We start from the raw sequence: 24,338 nt of genomic DNA on the forward strand, positions 1-24,338 counted from the left end.
TGGTGGGTGATGACGGGATCGAACCGCCGACCCCCTCCTTGTAAGGGAGGTGCTCTCCCAGCTGAGCTAATCACCCCCGCTGTGTGGAGTCGCATTATAGGGAGAGTTGAAAATGAGTCAACGCATTTTCTAAAGAAATTGTCCGTTCGTCGTAAATTTAAACAAAACGATCGCGAATTACTCCGTTCAGCATGATTTGTATACGAAAATCGCAAAGCGTGATGTTCCAACCCGAACAACATTGAGGAATCAGACCACAGTGATAGAATACCAGCCTGATAATCTTTCCCGGATTTGCCGGTTGTCGGCATCTTTAATAAACGTAAGGCCATTTCATGAAAATCAAAACTCGCTTCGCGCCAAGCCCGACAGGCTATCTGCACGTCGGCGGCGCGCGTACTGCTCTTTACTCCTGGCTTTTTGCACGTAACCACGGCGGTGAGTTTGTGCTGCGTATTGAAGACACCGATCTCGAACGCTCCACGCCGGAAGCTATTGAAGCCATTATGGATGGTATGAACTGGCTGAGCCTGGAATGGGATGAAGGCCCGTATTTCCAGACCAAACGTTTTGATCGTTACAACGCGGTGATTGATGAGATGCTGGAAGCGGGTACGGCATATAAATGCTACTGCTCCAAAGAGCGTCTGGAAGCACTGCGCGAAGAACAAATGGCGAAAGGCGAGAAGCCGCGTTACGACGGCCGCTGCCGTCATGGTCACGAACATCATTCTGACGATGAGCCTTGCGTTGTGCGTTTTGCCAACCCGCAGGACGGCTCCGTTATTTTTGACGACCAGATCCGTGGGCCGATCGAATTCAGCAACCAGGAGCTGGACGATCTGATCATTCGTCGTACCGACGGTTCCCCGACCTATAACTTCTGCGTGGTTGTGGATGACTGGGATATGGAAATCACCCATGTGATTCGTGGCGAAGACCATATCAACAACACGCCGCGCCAGATTAACATCCTGAAAGCGCTGAACGCGCCGGTTCCGGTGTACGCGCACGTTTCCATGATCAACGGCGACGACGGTAAAAAACTGTCCAAGCGTCATGGCGCGGTCAGCGTGATGCAGTATCGTGACGACGGCTACCTGCCGGAAGCGCTGCTGAACTACCTGGTGCGTCTGGGCTGGTCCAGCGGCGATCAGGAGATCTTCACCCGTGAAGAGATGATCAAGCTGTTCTCGTTGAATGCCGTGAGCAAATCCGCCAGTGCGTTCAACACTGACAAACTGCTGTGGCTGAACCATCACTACATCAATTCTCTGGCGCCGGAATATGTGGCAACGCACCTGCAATGGCACATTGAGCAGGAGAATATCGATACCCGTAACGGCCCGCAGCTGGCTGAACTGGTGAAACTGCTGGGCGAACGCTGCAAAACACTGAAAGAGATGGCGCAAAGCTGCCGCTATTTCTATGAGGACTTTGCTGAGTTCGACGCGGATGCGGCGAAAAAACACCTGCGCCCGGTCGCGCGTCAGCCGCTGGAAGTGGTGCGTGATAAGCTGGCGGCCATCACAGAGTGGAGCGCAGAAAACGTACACCATGCAATTCAGGCGACAGCCGATGAACTGGAAGTGGGGATGGGGAAAGTCGGTATGCCGCTGCGCGTTGCCGTCACTGGCGCAGGCCAGTCTCCGGCGCTGGACGTCACGGTGCATGCGATTGGTAAATCCCGCAGCATTGAGCGCATCAATAAAGCGCTGGCTTTTATCGCGGAACGTGAAAATCAGCAGTAAGGTGTATTAACCGTAGGCCGGATGGGGGTTGCGCCGCCATCCGGCCTGTTGCCCGATGGCGCTGCGCTTATTGGGTCTACGATTCATCAAGGCCCAAACGGGCGAGAAAACCGCGTATGCCTTCTCGCGACAGAAACTGCGCCAGCTTTTCCTGCTCTTTGGACGACATGTTCTCTACGGCATCAATAATCTGGCGATAGGCGTGGCTGCGCACAACGTGGCTGTATTCGGCAAGCGGCTCCTCCGCCTGATAAAACGCAGAATGGTTGCGGAAGGCAGGGATGTTAAGAATAAATTCCTGTACGCGAGCATCAATGTGAATGAGCCTTGCCCGACCGCCTTTTACGCCCGGAAACTTTTCAGTTTCCCATCCTTGTTCTCTGATCCACCGATTAACGGTTTGTCTGGCAACGCCAAGGCACTCCGCCAGCTCTTCGGTCGTCATTTTGCTGCGTAATTTTTTCATATTATTTGCTATCGCGAATCCCTAAGCGTTGTAACAAACCGGTAATCCCTTCACGCAAAAGCAAAGACGTAAAGTGCTTCTGTTCAGATGGCGTCATCTCTTTGGCCAGCGTGACCAGCAGCGATTCAAGAGAGGTATCGCTGGTTAACGAAAAGGATTCCGATGCTCCCTCCGCAGAACGCTCGGCGCTGCGGATATATTCGCGAACCTGCTCATTAACGTGTACCAGCCGGGCTTTTCCTCCCTGTACGCCTGGTTTGGGCGACGTCGTCCAGCCTTCCTTGCGCACCCATTTATTGATGGTTTGTCGGCTGTAACCGGTCAGATTAGCGAGTTCTTCTGGCGTCATCCGTTCCTTGAACATAACGATTCCCTGAATAGTCGTATGGTTAATTAGCGGTTCACTTTATAGCATCATTTTAGTTGAAACCGTGACGCGTTTAACTACTAAATGCGAGTTGTTACGCAATGTTCTTCATTTGCCTGCTTTTTCAGCGATTGAATTTGCCGGCGGCATTTTGCCGTTGACACATGCGAAGGGAATTCATATGATGCCGCCCGTCAACTCGACAAGCTTTACGTGACGGGGCTATAGCTCAGCTGGGAGAGCGCTTGCATGGCATGCAAGAGGTCAGCGGTTCGATCCCGCTTAGCTCCACCAAATTTGAATCCCAACAAATCTGGTACGTAAAAGCATCGTGGGGCTATAGCTCAGCTGGGAGAGCGCTTGCATGGCATGCAAGAGGTCAGCGGTTCGATCCCGCTTAGCTCCACCAAAATTTGAACCCTCGCTGAAAAGCGGGGGTTTTTTGTATCTGCGTTCCCGCCATTTTTGTAATACAGTTTCAGTAAGCGTCAATACCTTTGTATCAAATGAAAGAACGTGTAAGAGCGCCTGATATCAGGCCTGTGCAGGTTTGCTTCGCGTCACGAATAAACTTATTATTTGTGTGCCTTATAGCGTGACTGATGAGAACAGGGAATCTATGCAGGATAAGCATAACTTACTAAAAAATATAAGAATATTTATCTTTTCTTTGACGCTATCCATTGTCGGTATACAGTTCTCCCGCTCTATTTCTCCGCTCGCCGTTGTCGATGACAGCTCTATTTTCCTGGCCTGGCTGCCGCTATGCGTCATGTTTTCCGTGCTGTTCTTATTTGGCCGACGCGGTATTGTCCCTATCATTTTAGCGATGATGGCGACCAATCACTGGAACCTTCATCTCCCGTTAATGCAGGCAGCGGTGCTGTTATTTTGTCAGACCTTTTCCGTATTGGGCATTTGCGGGATTGTCCGCTGGCAAGTGGGGGCGCGCTGGCGTCATGGATTGCCTGACAGGAATATCTGGTTGCGTATCTTCTGGCTCGGGTTTGTCGCGCCGGCGGGCATCAAAGCCAGCATGTATCTCGCGGGGCATTGTCTGGACTACCCTGTTGCGATATCAACATTCTTTGGTACAGCAACCATTATTTATACCATCGTGGATATTCTGAGCCTGATTTCAGCGGTCCTGATTTTCACTATGCTCTTTTATTATCCTTTGCGGATGATAATCAACCCGCGCTATTGCCGCATTTTCTGGCGCAGGGACATTGCGCCGTATCTGGTCAAAGAGAAGCGTCTGTTTACCCTGACCTGGATCTCCGTCGTCGTGGCGCTGATCGTTCTGATGTGCGCGCCTTTTGATGCCGACTATATTGCCGGTTATCTGGTGCCCGTCTTTTTTATTGTTTTTACGCTCGGCGTGGGCAAGCTGAGTTATCCGCTGCTGAACCTCAGCTGGGCCATCTCTGCGCTGTGCCTGCTGGTGTATAACCGGAATTTCTTGCAGGGCGTCGGCTCCGAATATTCACTGGCCTTTATCCTCTCTGTTCTCATCTCCTTTAGTATTTGTTTGCTGTATATGGTGTGTATTTATCAACGCAGCGAATGGTTGAACCGACAGTGGCATGGTCAGGCGTTAACCGACCCGTTGACGCGCCTTCCTAACATTCGCGCGCTGGAGCAATTTTTGTTGCAGGGAACAGGACAAACGGTTTGCTGCCTGCGGATGGAAAACCTGGAATTTTTGAGTCGACATTACGGCATGCTGATGCGCGTTCATTGCAAACGCTCGGTGTGTCGAATGCTGCAACCGTTCCTGCAAGAAAACGAGAGCGTATTTCAGGTGCCAGGCAGCGAATTGTTGTTAGTGCTTCGCGGCCCTGAGACGGAAGCCCGCCTGCAACATATGGTTAATCTCCTCAATAGCCGCAAAATTTACTGGAACAATACCGGGCTGGACATGGAATACGGCGCCGCGTGGGGCGCTTACGACGGCAGACAGGAGACGCTACAACCCCTGCTGGGGCAGCTTAGCTGGCTGTCGGAGCAATCCTGCGCGAACCACCGGGTTATGGCGCTGACCCAAAGTCTTGAGGCGGTCTCCGATCAGACGACGGAACGGGTATTACTGCTGCAAAAGGTTCGCAAAGCGCTGGAGAACGGCGATCTGGTTTTGTACGCGCAACCGATTCTCAACGCGCAGGGGAAAGGGTATGCGGAGGTTCTGGCGCGACTGAAAAGTGATGACGGCATCATGACGCCGGATCAGTTTATTCCACTGATTGCCCAATTTAACCTCAGCGCCCGCTTTGATTTACAGGTTGTGGAAGCCCTGCTGCGATGGATAGCTACCCATCCGACGACAGCGCCGGGCGCCCGTTTCTCGGTCAATTTAATGCCGTTGACGTTACTGAATAAAGAGAGCGCATCACGCATTATCGGCCTGTTCAGGCGTTATGGTATTACGCCAGAAAGCGTGATCATCGAAATCACCGAAGAGCAGGCGTTTTCCAATTCTGAAATCAGCACGCAGAATATTGCGCAACTGCGGAATTTCGGTTTCAGGATAGCCATTGATGATTTTGGTACGGGATACGCGAACTATGAACGTCTTAAACGCCTGCGGGCAGATATCATCAAGATTGATGGTTGCTTCATAAAAGACATTATGACGGACTCTCTGGATGCGATGATCGTGAAATCAATTACCGATCTCGCGAAAGCGAAATCCTTATGCGTGGTTGCCGAATTTGTCGAGACGCCGGAGCAGCGGGAATTACTCTTAAGCCTGGGCGTGAACTATCTACAAGGTTATCTGATTGGGCGACCGCGCCCGCTGGAAGCGCTACAGCTATAAAAAAACCGGGGAACATGTCCCCGGTTGCGCGTCGTAAGGCCAGATGAAGGCGTTTGCGCCGCCGCCTGGCGATACCGTAATTACAGCACCAGCGCTGCGATAGACGCAGACAGTACGCTCACCAGCGTTGAGCCGTACACCAGTTTCAGACCAAAACGTGAAACCACGTTGCCTTGCTCTTCGTTCAGACCTTTAATCGCGCCGGCGATAATCCCGATGGAAGAGAAGTTAGCGAAGGAGACCAGGAATACAGAGATGATGCCTTCCGCGCGCGGAGAGAGCGTAGAGGCGATTTTCTGTAGATCCATCATGGCGACGAATTCATTAGATACCAGTTTGGTCGCCATGATACTGCCTACCTGAAGCGCTTCATTCGCCGGAACCCCCATGACCCAGGCCACCGGGTAGAAGATGTAACCCAGAATGCCCTGGAAGGAGATGCCCAGAACGGCCGCGAACAGGGCGTTCAGCGCCGCGATCAGGGCGATAAAGCCAATCAGCATCGCCGCAACGATAATCGCGACCTTAAAGCCCGCCAGAATGTATTCGCCCAGCATTTCGAAGAAGCTCTGACCTTCGTGCAGGTTAGACATCTGAATATTTTCTTCGCTGGCTTCGACGCGATACGGGTTGATCACTGACAGAACGATAAAGGTGCTGAACATGTTCAGAACCAGCGCCGCAACGACATATTTCGGCTCCAGCATGGTCATGTACGCGCCCACGATAGACATGGATACGGTAGACATTGCCGTTGCCGCCATCGTGTACATACGATTGCGGGACATTTTACCGAGGATGTCTTTATACGCGATAAAGTTCTCAGACTGGCCCAGAATCAGGGAGCTGACGGCGTTAAATGATTCCAGCTTACCCATCCCGTTGACTTTGGATAAGAGGAAACCAATCGCGCGAATCACAACCGGCAGAACGCGGATGTGCTGAAGAATACCGATCAGCGCGGAAATAAAGACGATGGGGCAAAGGACTTTCAGGAAGAAGAAGGCCAGGCCCTGATCGTTCATGCTGCCGAAAACGAAGTTGGTCCCTTCGTTGGCAAAACCGAGCAGTTTTTCAAACATCTCGGAGAAACCTTTCACGAAGCCCAGGCCAACGTTTGAGTTCAGGAAGAACCAGGCCAGTAAAACTTCGATAACAAGCAGCTGAATGACGTAACGAATGCGAATTTTTTTACGGTCATGGCTTACCAGCAGTGCGAGTACCGCAACAACAGCGAGGGCCAGGACAAAATGAAGGACGCGGTCCATATTTGCTCCAAATATGAGGCAGGTTTAATTTCCGTGCACATTCTATGCAACAACAATAAAGAAAACGAGATCAAACACACACTATAATAAGGAGCTGTGATGAGATTCAAAATTAGTGATCTGGAATACGTTTCTGTTATGTTTAGTATGGAAGTGAAAAGTTATGTCATTGTGCTAATCTCATACAATTAACAAACAACCTGGTTTTGTTTTTCGACCCTCCCTTGCTGGCCCATAGCCTGGCGCTATCAGAGATATCAACGTTACCCATTAAAATGCACTTGATAATCATTCTCAATAAACATAGCATAAAACATAGCAAAGGCTATGTTTCTGAGGCAAAAGATGACAAACGATCGCGTTGAAAGCAGTAGTGGACGAGCGGCGCGCAAGTTAAGGCTCGCATTGATGGGCCCGGCGTTCATCGCCGCGATCGGATACATCGATCCCGGTAACTTTGCGACCAATATCCAGGCCGGGGCCAGCTTTGGCTATAAATTGCTGTGGGTGGTTGTCTGGGCGAACCTGATGGCGATGCTCATTCAGGTTCTGTCGGCCAAACTGGGGATTGCGACAAGCAAAAACCTGGCGGAGCAAATTCGCGATCATTACCCGCGTCCTGTCGTCTGGTTCTATTGGGTTCAGGCGGAAATCATCGCGATGGCCACCGACTTAGCGGAATTTATCGGGGCGGCGATCGGCTTTAAACTCATTCTCGGCATCTCCCTGTTGCAGGGGGCGGTGCTGACAGGTATCGCCACATTCCTGATTCTGATGTTGCAGCGTCGTGGGCAAAAACCGCTGGAAAAAGTGATTGGCGGATTACTGCTGTTTGTGGCCGCAGCCTATATTGTGGAACTGATTTTTTCGCAGCCAAGCCTGGCGCAGCTGAGCAAAGGGATGATCATCCCCAGCCTGCCGAACTCTGAGGCGGTATTTCTGGCCGCCGGGGTGCTGGGCGCGACCATCATGCCCCACGTTATCTATCTGCATTCCTCTTTAACGCAGCATCTGCACGGCGGCTCCCGGCAGCAGCGCTATGCCGCCACCAAATGGGATGTGGCGATAGCGATGACGATTGCAGGGTTCGTGAACCTGGCGATGATGGCGACCGCTGCCGCCGCGTTCCATTTTAGCGGGCATACCGGTATTGCCGATCTTGATCAGGCGTATCTGACGCTGGAACCACTGCTTAGCCATGCTGCGGCGACGGTGTTCGGCCTGAGCCTGGTTGCGGCGGGGCTCTCTTCCACCGTGGTCGGTACGCTGGCGGGGCAGGTTGTGATGCAGGGATTTGTTCGCTTTCATATTCCGCTGTGGGTACGCCGCACCATCACGATGATGCCGTCGTTTATCGTTATTCTTATGGGGCTTGATCCAACCCGAATCCTGGTGATGAGCCAGGTCCTGCTGAGTTTCGGCATTGCGCTGGCGCTGGTGCCGTTATTGATTTTTACCAGCGATCGCACATTAATGGGCGATCTGGTGAATACCCAATGGGTCAAGTACATCGGCTGGATGATTGTGGTGCTGGTGGTGGCGCTGAATATCTGGTTGCTGGTAGGAACCGCGCTGGGGTTGTGATTTGAAGACCGTATAGCCAGGGAAGTTAAGAGAAATGGTTGAATCGGTATTGCTGATAAAAACACAATTCGAAAATAGCCCCGTTTGAACGGGGCTATTTTTAATGACGGTGTCCGTGACCCCGGCCAGGGTGGTGGTCGCGATCGCGCCAGCCTTCGCGGTAGCCGCGTTCATAGGCTTTGCGCTTATCCCAGCCGCGATGATAGCCATTATCGTGTCGCCACCAGCGATTTTTACGCCATTCATAATGGTGGTGCCAGTAATCCCGGTCGCGCCAGTATCTGCCGTCCCAGTAGTTACCGTAATTATCGCGATCGCCAATTTGTAATTTTATCGATGGCAACAGGGTGATTTCGCCAGCGTTTGCGGCAAGCGGTGTAAAAGCCAATAAGGCTGCCGCCAGAATCAGTGACCTGAACATTCTTTTTCTCCTTCACGATCGAGCCGTAATCGGCCTGTTAACGCAATATTACGGGGCGGTAAAGCCCCGTTTCATCGCCTTAACTCTTAAATCATGAGTGAGAGCACTTTTTGCTAAAAAGTGATTATTGGCTGCCGTTCAGGATTGCGTTGATTTCTGCGCATTCGGCGGGAGAAAAATGACGATTCGCCAGCATCCCCACGGCATCTTCAATTTGCGCGGTCTTGCTGGCGCCAATCAGCACTGACGTCACCTTGTCGTCGCGCAGCACCCAGGCCAGAGCCATCTGGGACAGTTTTTGCCCCCGACGTCCGGCCAGCGCATTTAACTGGCGCACTTTTTCCAGTTTCTCCGGGGTAATCTGATCCGGGTTAAGGAAGCGGCTTCCGCTGGCGGCCCGGGAATCAGCCGGAATGCCGTTGAGATAACGATCGGTTAATTGCCCGCCCGCCAGCGGTGAAAAGGCGATACTGCCGACGCCTTTCTCCTGCAATAATGCCAGCAAGCCGTCTTCGACCCAGCGCTCGAACATCGAGTATTTGGGTTGGTGAATCAGGCACGGCGTGCCCAGGTCGTCCAGGATCTCAATGGCCTGTCTGGCTAGATCCGCCGGATAGTTGGAAATCCCGACGTACAGCGCTTTTCCCTGACGAACAATATGATCCAGCGCTTTCATCGTCTCTTTGAGCGGCGTTTCCGGGTCAGGGCGGTGGTGATAGAAGATATCGACATATTCCAGCCCCAGTCGTTTCAGGCTTTGATCGAGGCTGGCTATCAAATACTTGCGCGAACCCCAGTCACCGTAAGGGCCATCCCACATGGTATAACCCGCTTTAGTAGAAATGATCAGTTCATCGCGCCACGGTAAAAAGTCTTCCTGTAGGATACGGCCAAAATGGCGCTCTGCTGAGCCTGGCGGCGGGCCGTAATTATTCGCGAGATCAAAATGGGTAATTCCCAGATCAAAAGCACGCTGTAGCAGCGCCCGACTGTTCTCTACCTGAGTGGTATCACCGAAATTGTGCCATAGCCCAAGTGAAATGGCGGGGAGCTTTAAACCGCTCTGACCGCAGCGGCGATACTCCATTGTCTGGTAGCGATTTTCATCGGCCCGATAAACCATGTTGTTGCCCTCTGAATGACGTGAGTTTTCAGTGTATACGTTTACACGGATTGTTATTCAATAAGATTACACCGTGAAAAACTGTAAATCCTGCTTTCCACCCCTTTTGCAGCGGCTTTTCTGGACAGCTATCACAGTTCTTTAATACTCAACATGAGGTTACCGTCAGAAGGATAGCTGTCATGCAAACCCCATACTCCGTTGCGGATTACCTGCTGGACAGACTGGCAGGCTGCGGTATCGGGCATCTTTTCGGTGTGCCGGGCGATTATAATTTGCAGTTTCTTGACCATGTGATTGCGCATCGTGACGTATGCTGGGTAGGGTGCGCGAATGAGTTGAATGCCGCCTATGCGGCTGATGGCTACGCCCGGTTAGCCGGGGCAGGGGCGTTGTTGACCACTTTCGGCGTAGGGGAGTTAAGCGCGCTTAATGGCCTGGCGGGAAGCTACGCAGAGTACGTTCCCGTGCTGCATATTGTCGGCGCGCCATGCAGCGGCGCACAGCGACGGGGCGAACTGATGCATCACACCCTCGGCGATGGCGACTTTCAGCATTTTTACCGTGTAAGCCAGGCTGTAACGGCCGCCAGCGCCGTGTTGAATGAACAGAACGCCTGTTATGAAATCGACCGCGTATTACGCGAAATGCTGACGATGCGCAGACCCGGCTATCTGATGTTACCGGCGGATGTGGCAAAACGACCTGCTGTCCCTCCTGTAAACGTTCTCACACCTGACCGTGCTGAAGGGGAAAATGACACGGTGGCGGCGTTTCGCTATCGCGCGCGCCAGCGGCTGATGAACAGCCCGCGCGTGGCGCTGCTGGCAGACTTTCTCGCCCTGCGTTTTGGCTTGCAGCCAGTTTTACAACGCTGGATGGCGGAAACGCCAATAGCGCACGCGACGCTGCTCATGGGCAAAGGGCTGTTTGATGAGCAGCACCCGAATTTTGTCGGTACATACAGCGCCGGAGCCAGCAGTGAATCGGTGCGTCAGGCGATTGAAGAGGCTGATACCGTTATCTGCGTTGGCACCCGGTTTGTCGATACGCTGACGGCGGGCTTCACACAGCAACTGCCGCAGGAACGAACGATTGAAATCCAGCCGCATGCTTCGCGCGTCGGGAATAGCTGGTTCAGCGGTCTGTCGATGGAGCAGGCGGTCACTACGTTGCGCGAGTTATGTCTGGAACTTTCATTTTCGCCTCCTCCGACCCCGGCGCATGCGCCCGGCGGCCATATTGAGAAGGGGACGCTGACGCAAGAAAACTTCTGGCATACGGTACAGGCGTACCTGCTGCCGGGCGATATTATCCTTGCCGATCAGGGAACCGCCGCGTTTGGTGCGGCGGATCTTTCACTGCCTGCTGGCGCGGACGTGCTGGTGCAACCGCTTTGGGGATCAATCGGCTATGCTTTGCCCGCCGCCTTTGGCGCGCAAACCGCCTGCCCGGAACGGCGAGTGATTCTGATTACCGGAGACGGCGCGGCGCAGCTGACGATTCAGGAACTGGGGTCGATGATGCGGGATGGACAGTCGCCGGTCATTCTGCTGCTCAATAACGATGGCTATACCGTGGAGCGCGCCATTCATGGGGCGAACCAGCGTTATAACGACATTGCCGGATGGAACTGGACGCAGGTTCCGCAGGCGCTCAGTGCGAACTGTCAGGCGGAGTGCTGGCGGGTAACGCAGGCTATCCAGCTGGAGGAAGTGCTGGCGCGCCTGAAATCCCCGCAGCGGCTTTCGCTGATTGAGGTCGTGCTGCCGAAAGCCGATTTGCCGGAATTGCTGCGTACCGTCACCCGCGCGCTGGAATCGCGCAACGGGGAGTAAACGCGATGGCCGGTTATCTGTCGTGGCGGTTGACGGCCATCATTGGCTTGCCTGCCAGCAGGAGCCAGGCGGGAAGCATAACGATGCACAACAGCGGAAGCAGGGTGGTGTCCGGTACGACGACTGCGGCCATAAACAGACTCAGCCAGCCGTCACGGGTTACGACCAGCATCAGCCCCAGAATCGCGCATGAGACGGTAATTGCCGCCGGAACCGCTTCAACATGCGCGTGCAGCATCAGACCCAGCGCCACGCCGACAAAGACCGCCGGGAAGATACGCCCGCCCCGGAAACCGCAGGCGGCGGCGATAACCAGCGCGCCCAGCTTAACGATCGCCAGCATAAAGTAGTCCGTGGCGCCCAGCGTCTGGCTGAACGCCAGCTGCTGCATCTCGTCCAGCCCTTTAAAGAGGGTCAGCGGCCCGCCCAATACGCCCAGAATCCCCAGCATAAAACCGCCGATACCGAGGATAAGTACCGGATTTTTCAGACGATGCACCAACGTATGCAGACGTGGTAAACACCATACCGCCACCATACCCGCCGCAATCGCAATGGCTGCCACCACCGCGCCGCTGAAAATATCGCTCAGCCGCATTTGCGTGTAGTGCGCAATCGGCAAGGAGAAGTGCGGATGGAAGAACAGGCTGGTGGTTAACGATCCCGCGGCTGCCGCCATCAGCGGAGCGAACAGACGATCCCACAAGGGCGTATCGTCAGAGCTGTTCAGGGTTTGCGAGAAAATCAGCGCGGCGGCGACAGGGGTGCCGAACAGCGCGCCGATAGTGCCTGCGGAAGCCAGGATCGTCCAGTCCAGCGCCCCTATGCGTGGGAAAAGGCGCGCACCGATAGCGACGGCCAGCGCGATATTCACCGCCATAATGGGATGCTCCGGCCCCAGGCTTACTCCACCTGCCAGGCCGAGAATGAGCGCGATCAGCAGGCCCGGAAGCGCGACAGGGCTCATCGGCGCGCCGATCAGCGGTTCGGTCGCCGGGTCCGGGCCCGCATGCCCAGGGCTGTAGCGGATGACAAGCCCGACCATGATCCCGGTAAACGTGAGCATGCCGATAATCCAGACGGGGGAATCATGGGCAATGCCCAGGCCGACGGGGATTTGCTCCCACAGCAGGCGCTGTAAAACGGAGGCGACTTTCATCACGGCGATCAATACCAGACTGGAGGCAATGCCAATAATGAGTGCGGGAAGCGATAATAACAGCATCGTTCTGGCTCGCGGATGGAGCATGATCTATTCCTTAATACTGAGTCATATGCTTAGTTTGCACAGCCTGCCCGACGGCATCGCTGCAAATGGTGCTGAAACGATAAAGTAATTATGTGATGCAGATCGATATTTTGGGGGAGCTCGCCTCTCGACCGTTGTTGTTATGCCCCCATGAATTTACAGTGTGGCAAAGATTTATTCTGACTTTAGCGGAGCAGTAGAAGAATGACAAAATATGCTTTAGTAGGTGATGTAGGCGGCACCAACGCGCGTCTTGCTCTGTGCGATATGACCAGCGGGGAGATTTCGCAGGCGAAAACCTATTCCGGGCTGGATTATCCGAGCCTCGAAGCCGTGGTGCGCGTGTATCTGGACGAGCATAACGCCAGGGTGGAAGACGGCTGTATCGCTATCGCCTGCCCGATCACCGGTGACTGGGTGGCGATGACCAACCACACCTGGGCATTTTCTATTGCGGAGATGAAAAAGAACCTTGGCTTTAGCCATCTGGAAATCATCAACGATTTTACCGCCGTGTCGATGGCGATCCCGATGCTGCGCAAAGAGCATCTGATCCAGTTCGGCGGCGCGGAACCGGTTGCCGGCAAACCGATTGCTGTTTACGGCGCCGGAACCGGATTAGGGGTGGCGCACCTGGTTCATGTCGATAAACGCTGGATCAGCCTGCCGGGCGAAGGCGGTCACGTTGACTTCGCGCCGAACAGCGAAGAGGAAGGCATTATTCTCGAAGAACTGCGTACGGAAATTGGTCATGTCTCCGCCGAGCGCGTGTTGTCGGGGCCAGGGCTGGTGAATCTGTATCGCGCTATCGTCAAATCTGATGGCCGTCTGCCGGAAAATCTGCAACCGAAAGATATTACCGAACGCGCGCTGGCGGATACCTGCATTGACTCTCGTCGTGCGCTGTCGCTGTTTTGCGTCATTATGGGCCGTTTTGGCGGTAATCTGGCATTGACGCTGGGCACGTTTGGCGGCGTCTACATTGCGGGCGGCATCGTGCCGCGCTTCCTGGAGTTCTTTAAAGCCTCCGGCTTTCGTGGCGGGTTTGAAGACAAAGGCCGTTTCAAAGCCTACGTTCAGGATATTCCGGTTTACCTGATTGTGCATGATAATCCCGGCCTGCTCGGTTCCGGCGCGCATCTGCGCCAGACGTTAGGGCAAATTCTGTAATTGAAGATCGGCAGGCCTGATACGCGTTAGCGCCATCAGGCAGGGCATGACATGCATTATCCGGTCTTAAACCGCGTCACTGACGCGGTTTTTTTGTGCCCGTCGCCGACCTTTCCGACGCCCGTCACATTTCTGTTTAACGGGATTATTTGTCCAGTAAAAGCATTATTTGTCTGATAACAATGCGCAGGCTCTCACCGCCATAATTTCTCTCGTTAACTATCTGGAGGAGTCTGTTATGGCGAAAAAACTCATTGCTGTTTGCGCATGCCCGATGGGGCTGGCCCACACATTTATGGCGGCTCAGGCGCTGGAAGAGGCAGCGGTTGAAGCGGGATACGAGGTGAAAATTGAAACCCAGGGGGCGGACGGCATCCAGAATCGCCTGACGGCGCAGGATATCGCTGAGGCGACGCTAATCATCCATTCCGTTGCCGTTACCCCCGAAGACAATGAACGGTTTGAGTCGCGCGATGTGTATGAAATTACGCTCCAGGACGCGATAAAAAACGCCGCCGGTATCATTAAAGAAATCGAAGAGATGATTGCGGCAGAGCAACAATAATTTTCGACAGGGATACACATATGGCCATTAAAAAACGCAGTGCAACCGTTGTGCCTGGCGCATCCGGTGCGGCAGCGGCAATAAAAACCCCTCCGGCCTCCCGTAACAGCTTCTGGGGCGAACTTCCGCAGCACGTCATGTCGGGTATTTCGCGCATGGTGCCCACGTTAATCATGGGTGGGGTGATTCTCGCTTTCAGCCAGCTGATTGCCTATAGCTGGCTGAAAATTCCCGCAGATACCGGCATTATGGATGCGCTGAATAGCGGAAAATTCGACGGTTTTAACCTCTCATTACTGAAATTCGCCTGGCTATCGCAATCCTTTGGCGGCGTGTTGTTTGGCTTTGCGATTCCGATGTTCGCGGCGTTTGTCGCTAACTCTATCGGCGGTAAGCTGGCCTTTCCCGCAGGATTCATCGGCGGCTTAATGTCCACCCAGCCAACCCAGATACTGAATTTTGACCCGGCCAGCCTGCAATGGGTAACGACCGCGCCCGTACCGTCAACGTTCATCGGGGCGCTGATTATCTCGATTGTCGCGGGCTATCTGGTGAAGTGGATGAATCAAAAAATCCAGTTGCCTGATTTCTTACTGGCCTTCAAAACCACCTTTTTGCTGCCCATTTTGTCCGCTATTTTTGTGATGCTGGCGATGTACTACGTGATCACGCCGTTTGGCGGATGGATCAACGGCGGTATCCGTACGCTACTGACGGCGGCGGGTGAAAAAGGAACGCTGATGTATGCGATGGGGATCTCGGCGGCAACGGCAATTGACCTCGGCGGCCCGATTAACAAGGCCGCAGGATTTGTCGCTTTTAGTTTCACTACCGATCACGTTTTACCCGTCACCGCGCGTTCTATCGCGATTGTGATCCCGCCGATTGGTCTGGGGCTGGCAACGATTCTCGATCGTCGCTTAACCGGTAAGCGCCTGTTTAACGCGCAACTGTATCCGCAAGGCAAAACCGCGATGTTCCTGGCGTTTATGGGGATCAGCGAGGGGGCGATTCCTTTCGCGCTGGAAAGCCCGATTACGGCAATCCCTTCGTATATGGTGGGCGCGATTGTCGGCTCGACAACCGCCGTCTGGCTGGGCGCCGTGCAGTGGTTCCCTGAGTCTGCGATTTGGGCATGGCCGCTGGTGAGCAATCTTGGCGTCTATATGGCGGGGATCGTGTTAGGGGCGGTGATCACGGCGCTGATGGTCGTTTTCCTGCGTCACATGATGTATCGCAGAGGCAAACTGCTGATTGAAAGCCTCTGAAAAAAGGACTGACATCATGACGTTACGTGCATCGCTTCGCCAGTGGCTGGTGGAACAACGCCTGGATGCGGTATTGATTTCATCCCGGCAGAACAAGCAACCGCATTTGGGGATTTCCAGCAGCGCCGGGTTTGTTTTTATCACGCATAAAAGCGCGCATCTGCTGGTGGATGGCCGCTATTACGCTGACGTTGAAGCGCGAGCGCATGGCGATCAACTGCATCTGTTGGCCGGGTCGCAGACGCTGACTTCCATTGTGAACCAGATAATCGACGACGAGCAATTGCAGGTCATTGGTTTTGAAGGCGCGCAGGTGAGTTGGGATTGCGCGCAACGCTGGCAGGAAAGGCTGCGGGCGAAGCTGGTGAGCGCGTCGCCGGACGCGCTGCGACAGATCAAAACGGCACAGGAAATAGCGTTGATACGCGAGGCCTGCCGGATTGCCGATTGCAGCGCGGAGCATATCCGCCGTTTTATTCGCCCCGGCCTTCGCGAACGAGAAATTGCCGCGGAGCTGGAGTGGTTTATGCGCCAGCAGGGGGCGGAAAAAGCCTCTTTTGACACCATCGTCGCCAGCGGCTGGCGTGGGGCGTTACCCCACGGTAAAGCCAGCGAAAAAATCGTCGCGGCGGGTGAATTTATTACCCTGGATTTTGGGGCGCAATATCAGGGGTATTGTTCGGATATGACGCGAACATTCCTCGTGAGCGGGCAGGATGCGCCCGTCGCATCTCATCCGCTGTTCGCCGTTTACCAGACGGTTCTTGAGGCGCAGCAGGCGGCGATTGCCGCCATTCGTCCGGGCGTGTGCTGCCAGGCGGTGGATGCTGCGGCTCGTCGGGTGATTGGGGCGGCGGGCTATGGCGATTATTTCGGCCACAACACCGGGCACGCTATCGGCATTGAGGTGCATGAAGCGCCGCGCTTTTCACCAACGGATACCACCCGACTTGCCGCAGGTATGTTGCTGACCGTAGAGCCGGGCATTTATCTGCCGGGGCAGGGCGGCGTGCGTATTGAAGATGTCGTACTGGTCACGGAAGACGGCGCGGAAGTGCTCTACACGATGCCGAAAACAGTATTGCTCACGGGAGAAGCATAATGGATTTATCGCTGTTAAAAGCCCTGAGCGAGGCGGATGCCATTGCCTCCTCAGAGCAGGAAGTGCGCCAGATCTTACTGGAGGAAGCGGATCGTCTGCACAAAGAGGTGCGCTTTGACGGGCTGGGATCGGTGCTGATCCGTCTTAATGAGTCCGATGGGCCGAAAGTGATGATCTGCGCGCACATGGATGAGGTGGGGTTTATTGTGCGCAGTATCTCGTCGGAAGGGGCGATCGATGTGTTGCCGGTCGGCAACGTGCGTATGGCGGCCCGCCAGCTCCAGCCCGTGCGTATTACCACGCGGGAAGACAGTAAAATTCCCGGTTTGCTGGATGGCGAGCGTAATGGAAATGAGGTTGGCGCCTTGCGGGTCGATATTGGCGCACGCTCATATGATGAGGTGATCCAGGCGGGCGTTCGACCTGGCGATCGCGTTACTTTTGACTCTGCGTTTCAGGTGCTGCCACACCAGCGGGTAATGGGGAAAGCATTTGATGACCGACTGGGGTGCTACTTGTTGATCATGCTGCTGCGTGAATGGCATGACGCAGCGCTGCCCGCCGAGGTCTGGCTGGTAGCCAGCTCCAGCGAAGAGGTCGGGTTGCGCGGCGGGCAAACGGCTGCTCGCGCGGTTGCTCCCGATATCGCTATCGTGCTGGACACCGCCTGCTGGGCGAAAAACTTTGATTATGGCGCGGCGAATCATCGGCAGATCGGTAAAGGGCCGATGCTGGTGCTTGCCGATAAGTCACTCATCGCACCGCCCAAACTGACCGCCTGGGTTGAAAGCGTCGCCAGTGACTCCGGTCTGCCGCTGCAACTGGATATGTTCAGTAATGGAGGGACGGATGGCGGAGCGGTGCATTTGACCGGGACGGGAACCCCGACGGTGGTTATTGGGCCCGCCACGCGTCACGGGCATTGCGCCGCGTCCATTGCGGATTGCCGCGACATTATCCATACGCAGCAACTTTTATCGGCACTTATTACCCGTCTTACGCGTGAGACCGTCGTTCATCTTACGGATTTCAGATGAGCGTCTTGCGTTAATCAGGAGTTGTTATGTTAACGATTCAATTTCTCTGCCCGTTGCCAAATGGCCTGCATGCGCGTCCGGCGTGGGAACTGAAAGAGCAGTGTAGCCAGTGGCAAAGCGAGGTGACGTTTATTAACCATCGCCAGAATGCGCGCGCGGACGCGAAAAGCTCGCTGGCGCTGATCGGCACCGGAACGCTGTTTAACGACAGTTGCAGTCTGAACATTAGCGGCAGTGATGAAGAGCAGGCCAGGCGTTCTCTGGAGACCTATCTCCAGCACCGGTTTATCGACAGTGACAGCGTTCAGCCGACCTCTGCGGAACTGGCGGCGCATCCGCTGCCGCGCTCGCTGGTTCGACTGAATCCCGATTTACTGTATGGCGCGGTATTGGCTAACGGCGTCGGCGCTGGCGCGCTCACGTTGTGGCAAAACGACAATCTGGAGGCGTATCGCGCAATTCCGGCCAGCGCGGAAGACAGCACCCGGCTTGAACATAGCCTGGCGACGCTGGCGGAGCAGCTTAATCAACAGCTTCGCGAACGTGACGGTGAAAGTAAAACGATCCTTAGCGCCCATCTGTCGCTGATCCAGGATGACGAGTTTGCGGGGAACATTCGCCGCCTGATGGACGAGCAGCACAAGGGGCTGGGCGCGGCGATTATCGCCAATATGGAGCAGGTGTGCGACAAGCTGTCGTCCTCCGCAAGCGACTACTTACGCGAGCGGGTAAGCGATATTCGTGATATTAGCGAACAGTTGCTGCATATCACCTGGCCGGAACGACGCCCGCGTAATACGTTGATTCTTGAACAGCCGACCATTCTGGTGGCGGAAGATCTGACGCCAAGCCAGTTCCTGAGCCTCGATTTGCAGCACCTGTCCGGCATGATTCTGGAGAAAACCGGCAGAACGTCGCACACGCTGATTCTGGCGCGCGCATCCGCGATTCCGGTGCTCAGTGGGCTGCCCCTGGACGCGCTCAGTCGCTACGCCGGGCAACCTGCGGTGCTGGATGCCCAGTGCGGCGTGCTGGCGATTAACCCGAACGCCGCCGTCTGCGGCTATTACGCCATTGCGCAGCAACTGGCGGATAAGCGTCAACAGCAACAGGCGAGAGAAGCGTCTTTGCCTGCTTTTTCCCGGGATAATCAGCGTCTTGATATCGCCGCCAATATTGGTACGGCGCTGGAAGCGCCGGGCGCGTTTGCCAATGGCGCGGAAGGCATCGGTCTGTTCCGCACCGAAATGTTGTTCATGGATCGCGACAGCGCCCCTGACGAACAGGAACAGTTTGAGGCCTACCAGCAGGTACTGCTTGCGGCGGGAGAGAAGCCGGTTATTTTTCGCACGATGGACATTGGCGGCGATAAAAATATTCGCTATCTCAATATCCCGCAGGAAGAGAACCCTTTCCTCGGCTATCGCGCCGTGCGTATTTATCCTGAGTTTGCCGGGCTGTTTCGCACGCAGCTTCGCGCTATTTTGCGTGCGGCAACTTTTGGTCAGGCGCAACTGATGATCCCGATGGTGCACAGTCTCGATCAGATCCTGTGGGTTAAAAGCGAGCTGCAAAAAGCGATCGTGGAACTCAAAAGAGATGGGCTGCGCCATGCTGCAACGATCCCGCTGGGGATTATGGTGGAAGTTCCGTCGGTCTGTTACATCATCGATCACTTCTGCGATGAGGTGGATTTCTTTAGCATCGGCTCGAACGATATGACCCAGTATCTGTATGCCGTCGATCGTAATAATCCGCGCGTCTCGCCGCTGTATAACCCGATTACGCCGTCATTCCTGCGCATGTTGCAGCAGATCGTCCACGCGGCGCATCAGCACGGAAAATGGGTGGGGATTTGCGGCGAGCTGGGCGGTGAAAGCCGGTATTTACCGCTGCTGCTGGGGCTGGAACTGGATGAATTAAGCATGAGCAGCCCGCGAATCCCTGGCGTGAAAAGCCAGCTGCGACAGATGGACAGCCAGGCGTGCCGGGCGCTTGCGGCGCAGGCCTGTGAGTGTCGTAGCGCAGAGGAGATTGAAACGCTGTTGAATCAGTTTGCGCCGCAAAAAGACGTGCGTCCGCTGCTGGCGCTGGAAAATATCTTTGTGGGCGAGTCATTGAGCAACAAAGAGCAGGTGATTCAGTTTCTTTGCGGCAATCTCGGCGTAAACGGGCGTACTGAGCATCCGTTTGAGCTGGAAGAGGATGTCTGGCAACGCGAGGAGATTGTCACGACTGCCGTTGGTTTTGGCGTGGCGATCCCGCATACCAAATCACAGTGGATACGTCATTCCAGCATCAGCATTGCGCGGCTGGCGCGCCCTGTTGACTGGCAGTCGGAGATGGGTGAGGTTGAGCTGGTGATTATGTTGACGCTGGGCGCTGATGAAGGGATTAACCATGTGAAAGTCTTTTCGCAGCTGGCGCGTAAGCTGGTGAATAAAAACTTCCGTCAGTCGCTGTTCGCCGCTCAGGATGCCGAAAGTCTTCTGGCGCTGCTGGAGGCGGAACTGACGTTTTGAATCTGCGTGTCTGAGTGAATGCCCGGTGGCGCTTCGCTTACCGGGCCTACGTGTACGCCCAATTATTCGTTTTACGTGTACGCCGCATCCGGCGGTTATGCCCGGTTATCCGTTTTACGCGTAGGCCGGATAAGGCATTTACGCCGCCATCCGGCGGTTATGCCCGGTTATTCGTTTTACATGTAGGCCGGATAAGGCGTTACGCCGCCATCCGGCGGTTAACCCTGAAAACGCGCGCTGTACTCTCCCGGCGTCAGGCCAAACTGCCGGCGAAACAGGCGGCAAAAATAGTCGCTGTCGTGATATCCGCAACGTTCCGCCACCTCGCTAATCGACAGATGGTACTTCTGCAAAATGATGCGCGCCTTCGCCATTCGCACCCAGCGAACATACTCGACAAAACTCATGGTGCCGTGCTGGGTGAACAGTTTTGATAAGTGATTCGGCGTGATATTGAAAAACTGCGCCACGCTTTCCCGCGTCAGCGGCCGGGCGTAGTTGTCCTGCACCCAGTTGCACATACTGTGATAGAGAAATTCCGAGCGCGGGCGGCGTGAGTCCGGGCGAGTATTGACCACGCTACGGCACAGATGCAGCAGGCTGAGAACCAGAGGCTGAATAATATCCTGCGCCTGAGGCGAGCGGCTCAGATGGGTCAGAGCCGTGAGCATGGCTTCCCCTTCGCCGCGCTGCTGGTGCGCTAACTCAATGCGTCGCACCGGGCGTAACAGGGAAGCGGTACGGTTATCGTAAAACGATAATCCTAACCAGGCCGGGGCAAACACCAGACTTAACAGCATCACCGGTTTATCGCTACCGGGCAGGTTTGCCGCCCTGGCGGGGATGAACAGCATCTCCCCCTCCGTCAGGGCGTGCTGTTTTTTTTCGAGCAGGTTGCCGTATTCTCCGCGCAATACGATGTCGAGACGCGGTAAATCAATACACAGGCTGCCTGTGGGGAGAGCGGTATGTTGCGTGGCAAACCAGACGCGTCCCAGTCGCTGCGGGTTTAACACCAGGCCGCTGAACAGATCGGCAAAAAACTGTTGGTCTGCGGGCAAGCCTGGTTCTTTCATCACCTAATCCTGCGTCATAAATGCATTAACTGCCTGAACTCTTTCACTTTACTCCGACTGACCGGGATTTCAAATTCCAGATCTTTGAGCCGCAGGATGTACGTGTTGTTAAACCAGGGTTCGATTTCGCGGATCTTGTTCAAATTCACACAAAACGAGCGGTGGCAGCGAAAGAAATGCGACGCTGGCAGTTTGCTGCAAAACTCGGTGATATTCATCGGCATGACATACGATTCCCGCCGCGTGTAGACAAACGTCATCTTTTCATGCGCTTCGGCGTAATAGATATCGTTGATCGGCGTGACGATAATGCGCTCATCTTTGATCAGATTGATGGTGTCGTTTTCACGGGCGACAGGGCTGCCGGGAACGGCGACGACCTGCTGCTGTTGCCAGGCGGCCTCCAGTTTTTGCAGCATCCCCACGATGCGTGATTCCTGGTACGGCTTCAGTATGTAGTCAAATGCTTCCAGTTCAAACGCCTCTACCGCGTGCTCTTTCCATGCGGTAATAAACACAATAAACGGCTTATGGGCGAACTGGCTGATGTTTTGCGCCAGCAGTACGCCATCCAGCGAGGGAATATTGATGTCCAGAAAAATGGCGTCAACGCGGTTATGCTGTAGAAATTTGAGCACATCCAGACCGTCGTCAAACGTACCGACAATCTCCATCTGGCTATGCTCTTTTATCAGCCAGCTTAATTCTTGCTGGGCCAGGAATTCATCTTCAACGATGATGACTTTCACTACTCATCTCCGGGTTAAAGCAATAACGTTGCCGGTGCGGCGGCAGGGGAGCGCTGATTGGGAACATAAAAGGCGATTTCGGTGCCCGGCTCCAGACGGCGGATGTGCAGCCCTTCACCGTATAACAGCTTAACGCGATGATGGACATTCAGCAGGCCGATTTTATTTCCCGGCATTTCATTCGCTTCCACCCGCTCAATTACTTTAGGATCAATACCGTGGCCGGTATCCCTGACGGCGATTCGCACACGGTTGCCGCATTCGGCGACGCTGATGGTCACTACGCCTTTTCCTTTACAGGGCTGAATGCCGTGGACGATTGCATTCTCTACCAGCGGCTGAATAAGCAGGCTGGGAATGTAGCAGTTCACCTCTTCATCAATATCATAAATGACGGTCAGCTTGTCGCCAAAACGAGCTTGCTCAATGGCGATGTAGTCCTTGATTTGATACAGCTCCTTTTTGATATCAATTTGCTCATCATCTTTTAATTCAATGTTATAGCGCAGATAGCGTGACAGATTAAAAATGAGCTGGCGTGCGGTGTCCGGGTTGAGCCGAATGGATGACGAAATGGCGTTCAGCGCATTAAACAGGAAATGGGGATTAATTTTACTTTGCAGCGCTCGCAGCTCTGCCTTATTTGCCATTTCCCGCAGTTGCTCCGCGCGGGACACTTCCAGTTGGGTGGAGATAATCTGCGACAGGCCGATCGCCATCTCTTGCAGGGAAGAGGTGATCTGATGCGCGTGGCAGTAGTAGATTTTTAGCGTCCCGGTCACCACGCCCTTTTCCCATAATGGGATGACCAGCATTGAGTGTATTTCCGGCGTGCGGTGCGCTTCATCATTGTTTTTAATGATGATTTTCCCGTAATTGATGGCCTGTTGCGTGGTCGGGCTGACAAAATCATCGTTATTGCGGTAGTTGGTTTCCCCCACGCCGACATAGGCCAGAACGTGTTCGGTATTGGTGATTGCTACCGCGTCGGCATGGATATCATAACGGATGATTTCGCACACCTGGCGGAGTGATTCGCTGTTGACCTGGCGAAAGAGCGGCAACGTTTTGTTGGCGATATCCAGCGCTAGTTTGGCCTGCCGCGCGGCGCTGGCCTCTTTCTCGCCCTCCACGCTTTGAACCAGCAGCACGATAAAACCGATACATACGCTGCCGAGGATCATCGGGATACCGATTTTGGACACGATATCTACGCCCAGCGCGATGGTTGGCGCCCAGACAATGACCAGAATCATGGTCAAGGTTTCACAAAGCATCCCGCCCAAAATACCCACGCGCCAGTGCTGTGCTTTTGGGATTTTCCGGTTTATCCAGCCCGCGATACATCCCGCCAGAATACTGGTGATAAAACACGGTACGGCAGTGACCCCGCCAATATCAATAAGGTAGCGGTGAATACCGGCGATCACACCCGTAATGATCCCGACCCACGGGCCAAACAAAATGCCCCCGGACATCACGGCGATGATGCGAACATTCACCAGCGAGCCTTCGACCGGCACGCCGGACCAGGTGCTGAACAGGGCGAACATCGAGAAAATCGCGGTAACGGCGAGCAGCTCTTTCGGGGAGTGCGCTGACTTATGCAACAGTTCGCGAAACAGGCGGATACGGATGAGGAAAAACAGACAGAACAGCATTAGCGCTGCCCGGTCAAATACCGCCAGCAGCATGTTGAATATTTCGTGCACGGGTGACTCTTGTGACTGGGTTAAACCACTATGATAGGTAACCCGCACCCATATGACCAGCCCGCTGATGCGGCGCTGTTAATGAGGAAAAACCATAATATTAAAAGGGGATTGATCTTTTGTTAGAGAAATGACAAGACCTCACCAGGATGAGGAACGCCTTAAGGTAATTTTATTGATATCAAAATGTTAATTAATTGATGGTTGTTATGGGCGGTATTTTGCTGAATATTCCCGTTTTCTTTTTAGTAT

20 protein-coding genes and 3 tRNA genes are annotated in these 24,338 nt (G+C 54.3%); 13 read left to right on the forward strand and 10 right to left on the reverse strand.

What is annotated here, in order from left to right:
- Window positions 1-76 (reverse strand) — tRNA-Val (locus tag OGV82_RS11660).
- Between the two features lie 259 nt (window positions 77-335).
- Between OGV82_RS11660 and gltX the strand changes: the two genes are divergently transcribed.
- Window positions 336-1,751, forward strand: a complete 1,416-nt coding sequence (gene gltX / locus OGV82_RS11665; RefSeq protein ID WP_047462188.1) for a glutamate--tRNA ligase — start codon at window positions 336-338, stop codon at window positions 1,749-1,751.
- 76 nt (window positions 1,752-1,827) lie between these two features.
- On the opposite strand, the gene OGV82_RS11670 is transcribed toward gltX, so the two are convergent.
- Together OGV82_RS11670 and OGV82_RS11675 are read right to left on the reverse strand one after the other, a co-directional pair.
- Entirely contained in the window at window positions 1,828-2,217 is a 390-nt protein-coding gene (locus OGV82_RS11670) for a MerR family transcriptional regulator (RefSeq protein WP_012131383.1), read from the reverse strand.
- Window position 2,218: 1 nt separating this feature from the next.
- Window positions 2,219-2,581, reverse strand: coding sequence for a YfeC-like transcriptional regulator (locus OGV82_RS11675; protein WP_012131384.1), 363 nt, complete (start codon window positions 2,579-2,581; stop codon window positions 2,219-2,221).
- 221 nt (window positions 2,582-2,802) lie between these two features.
- On the opposite strand from OGV82_RS11675, the gene OGV82_RS11680 reads away from it, so the two are divergent.
- The 3 genes from OGV82_RS11680 (at window position 2,803) to OGV82_RS11690 (ending at window position 5,402) form a co-directional block, all read left to right on the forward strand.
- A tRNA-Ala gene (locus OGV82_RS11680) sits at window positions 2,803-2,878 on the forward strand.
- A 39-nt stretch (window positions 2,879-2,917) separates the two neighbouring features.
- A tRNA-Ala gene (locus OGV82_RS11685) sits at window positions 2,918-2,993 on the forward strand.
- A gap of 210 nt (window positions 2,994-3,203) precedes the next feature.
- Window positions 3,204-5,402, forward strand: a complete 2,199-nt coding sequence (locus OGV82_RS11690) for a sensor domain-containing phosphodiesterase (RefSeq protein ID WP_101744054.1) — start codon at window positions 3,204-3,206, stop codon at window positions 5,400-5,402.
- Window positions 5,403-5,482: 80 nt separating this feature from the next.
- Here OGV82_RS11690 and nupC read toward each other — a convergent pair whose 3' ends face one another.
- Entirely contained in the window at window positions 5,483-6,670 is a 1,188-nt protein-coding gene (gene nupC, locus OGV82_RS11695) for a nucleoside permease NupC (RefSeq protein WP_012131386.1), read from the reverse strand.
- 275 nt (window positions 6,671-6,945) lie between these two features.
- Between nupC and OGV82_RS22975 the strand changes: the two genes are divergently transcribed.
- Together OGV82_RS22975 and OGV82_RS11700 are read left to right on the forward strand one after the other, a co-directional pair.
- The gene (locus OGV82_RS22975; RefSeq protein ID WP_418222348.1) at window positions 6,946-7,035 is read left to right on the forward strand and encodes a hypothetical protein; all 90 of its coding nucleotides are present in this window, start codon (window positions 6,946-6,948) and stop codon (window positions 7,033-7,035) included.
- Complete coding sequence (locus tag OGV82_RS11700) at window positions 7,016-8,254, forward strand: Nramp family divalent metal transporter (RefSeq protein ID WP_024130137.1); 1,239 nt, start codon at window positions 7,016-7,018, stop codon at window positions 8,252-8,254. Before OGV82_RS22975 ends, OGV82_RS11700 begins: the two co-directional genes overlap by 20 nt.
- Before the next feature lie 100 nt (window positions 8,255-8,354).
- Here the strand turns inward: OGV82_RS11700 and ypeC are convergent, their stop codons facing one another.
- A complete protein-coding gene (gene ypeC / locus OGV82_RS11705) occupies window positions 8,355-8,675 on the reverse strand; it encodes a DUF2502 domain-containing protein YpeC (protein WP_024130138.1) in 321 nt (106 codons plus the stop codon).
- Between the two features lie 124 nt (window positions 8,676-8,799).
- A complete protein-coding gene (mgrA, locus tag OGV82_RS11710) occupies window positions 8,800-9,798 on the reverse strand; it encodes an L-glyceraldehyde 3-phosphate reductase (protein ID WP_047462199.1) in 999 nt (332 codons plus the stop codon).
- A 182-nt stretch (window positions 9,799-9,980) separates the two neighbouring features.
- Between mgrA and OGV82_RS11715 the strand changes: the two genes are divergently transcribed.
- On the forward strand, window positions 9,981-11,636 hold the full coding sequence (locus tag OGV82_RS11715; protein WP_047462204.1) for an alpha-keto acid decarboxylase family protein: 1,656 nt from the start codon (window positions 9,981-9,983) through the stop codon (window positions 11,634-11,636).
- 13 nt (window positions 11,637-11,649) lie between these two features.
- On the opposite strand, the gene OGV82_RS11720 is transcribed toward OGV82_RS11715, so the two are convergent.
- A complete protein-coding gene (locus OGV82_RS11720; RefSeq protein WP_047462207.1) occupies window positions 11,650-12,885 on the reverse strand; it encodes an ion channel protein in 1,236 nt (411 codons plus the stop codon).
- A 204-nt stretch (window positions 12,886-13,089) separates the two neighbouring features.
- Here OGV82_RS11720 and glk point away from each other — a divergent pair, with 204 nt between their 5' ends.
- The 6 genes from glk (at window position 13,090) to ptsP (ending at window position 20,549) form a co-directional block, all read left to right on the forward strand.
- Entirely contained in the window at window positions 13,090-14,055 is a 966-nt protein-coding gene (gene glk / locus OGV82_RS11725; RefSeq protein ID WP_047462209.1) for a glucokinase, read from the forward strand.
- Between the two features lie 238 nt (window positions 14,056-14,293).
- Window positions 14,294-14,620, forward strand: coding sequence for a PTS fructose transporter subunit IIB (locus OGV82_RS11730; RefSeq protein ID WP_047462211.1), 327 nt, complete (start codon window positions 14,294-14,296; stop codon window positions 14,618-14,620).
- Between the two features lie 20 nt (window positions 14,621-14,640).
- The gene (locus OGV82_RS11735) at window positions 14,641-15,888 is read left to right on the forward strand and encodes a PTS fructose transporter subunit IIC (protein ID WP_047462213.1); all 1,248 of its coding nucleotides are present in this window, start codon (window positions 14,641-14,643) and stop codon (window positions 15,886-15,888) included.
- A gap of 16 nt (window positions 15,889-15,904) precedes the next feature.
- Window positions 15,905-16,990: an aminopeptidase gene (ypdF, locus tag OGV82_RS11740; RefSeq protein ID WP_047462216.1), complete on the forward strand. Its 1,086-nt coding sequence runs from the start codon at window positions 15,905-15,907 to the stop codon at window positions 16,988-16,990.
- Entirely contained in the window at window positions 16,990-18,027 is a 1,038-nt protein-coding gene (gene ypdE, locus OGV82_RS11745) for an aminopeptidase (protein ID WP_047462219.1), read from the forward strand. Before ypdF ends, ypdE begins: the two co-directional genes overlap by 1 nt.
- Window positions 18,028-18,053: 26 nt before the next feature.
- On the forward strand, window positions 18,054-20,549 hold the full coding sequence (ptsP, locus tag OGV82_RS11750) for a phosphoenolpyruvate--protein phosphotransferase (RefSeq protein ID WP_101744052.1): 2,496 nt from the start codon (window positions 18,054-18,056) through the stop codon (window positions 20,547-20,549).
- A gap of 218 nt (window positions 20,550-20,767) precedes the next feature.
- Here ptsP and OGV82_RS11755 read toward each other — a convergent pair whose 3' ends face one another.
- The 3 genes from OGV82_RS11755 to ypdA are packed head-to-tail and all read right to left on the reverse strand — an operon-like array spanning window position 20,768 to window position 24,086.
- On the reverse strand, window positions 20,768-21,625 hold the full coding sequence (locus tag OGV82_RS11755) for an AraC family transcriptional regulator (RefSeq protein ID WP_012131402.1): 858 nt from the start codon (window positions 21,623-21,625) through the stop codon (window positions 20,768-20,770).
- 14 nt (window positions 21,626-21,639) lie between these two features.
- A complete protein-coding gene (gene ypdB, locus OGV82_RS11760; RefSeq protein ID WP_012131403.1) occupies window positions 21,640-22,374 on the reverse strand; it encodes a two-component system response regulator YpdB in 735 nt (244 codons plus the stop codon).
- Window positions 22,375-22,388: 14 nt separating this feature from the next.
- Window positions 22,389-24,086, reverse strand: a complete 1,698-nt coding sequence (ypdA, locus tag OGV82_RS11765) for a two-component system sensor histidine kinase YpdA (RefSeq protein WP_101744050.1) — start codon at window positions 24,084-24,086, stop codon at window positions 22,389-22,391.
- Window positions 24,087-24,338: the final 252 nt, after the last annotated feature.

It is taken from the genome of Citrobacter sp. CK191, assembly GCF_030333435.1.
Classification (GTDB): domain Bacteria; phylum Pseudomonadota; class Gammaproteobacteria; order Enterobacterales; family Enterobacteriaceae; genus Citrobacter_B; species Citrobacter_B koseri.